This is a genomic window from Mesorhizobium sp. M4B.F.Ca.ET.089.01.1.1, from assembly GCF_004022605.1.
Lineage (GTDB): Bacteria > Pseudomonadota > Alphaproteobacteria > Rhizobiales > Rhizobiaceae > Mesorhizobium > Mesorhizobium abyssinicae.
On record NZ_RZOS01000992.1, the window covers coordinates 1 to 876 of the forward strand.

An 876-nucleotide genomic window follows, 5' to 3' on the forward strand; every position below is an offset into this window, starting at 1 on the left:
ATGACGCATTTGAAAAAGGCGATGAAGACGCGGAGGGGTATGCTGTCACAAGACAGTGAAATGCGGGGAAGACGGGGATTCCCCGAATTGCGGCTTTCTATTTCCAATCAACCATGGTTGATTTCGTGCCGCTCGTGTTGCGCAGATCGCCGGAGGGGGTTTGTGCGCCTCATTTCGATGATGGTCGAACTTGGTGTGATTGTCGGTGGCCTCGGCTTCGAGACCGAGGCCAGGTGTCGCGACCTGGCTGCCTTGGCTACGACTTCCATTTCCGATCCTGCTGAAGCTCTGCGTCTTCAGGAGGAACTGACGGCGCAGTTTTCCCTGCTTTCTTATGGGACTGGGCTCGGGCTCGATATTTCACCCCAATGGGACGACCTGCTCGATCTTGTCGAGTCCGTGCGTTGCGCCTCGCTGCTGAATTGACCCCAACAGCCGTGGATCGGTGGCTCGTGGCCCGGCGTGAACGGGCGACCTGACAGGCAAGCTTGCAACCGCGGGGATCCGTGTTGCCGACGCCAGCTGGGCGGCGCCTGTCACCAGCGTTGCGGCCTTGCCATCGCCAGCCCCTTTTCCAGGGCCTCCTTGAGACTTGTGGTGTAGTGCGCGGTGTCCTCGAGGCCGCCGAAGAAGTTTATGCGATGGATCTCGCCCTTCTTGCTCATGACAATTCCGGCTGCCCGCAGGCTCTCTTGAACTGACTTGTATGTCATCTCCACGGTTCCCTCTGCCTACCCACAGCTTAAGGTCGCATCTTTATGTAACGAAGCCGTGTCGGTGACTGTGAAGGAGACAACATAAGCTGCTGCCGACTAATCAGATCGAGCTAAGGCCTATCGAGCTAATTGAGTTAAGCGCAAAACACGCTCACTATCC

At 57.3% G+C, this 876-nt stretch carries 2 protein-coding genes; one reads left to right on the forward strand and one right to left on the reverse strand.

Going from position 1 to position 876, the window contains the following annotated elements:
• Positions 1-426: hypothetical protein (locus EN780_RS39935; RefSeq protein WP_210215095.1), on the forward strand; the 426-nt coding region annotated here is incomplete at its 5' end.
• A 110-nt stretch (positions 427-536) separates the two neighbouring features.
• Here EN780_RS39935 and EN780_RS41455 read toward each other — a convergent pair.
• Complete coding sequence (locus EN780_RS41455; RefSeq protein WP_281015745.1) at positions 537-665, reverse strand: hypothetical protein; 129 nt, start codon at positions 663-665, stop codon at positions 537-539.
• Positions 666-876: the final 211 nt, after the last annotated feature.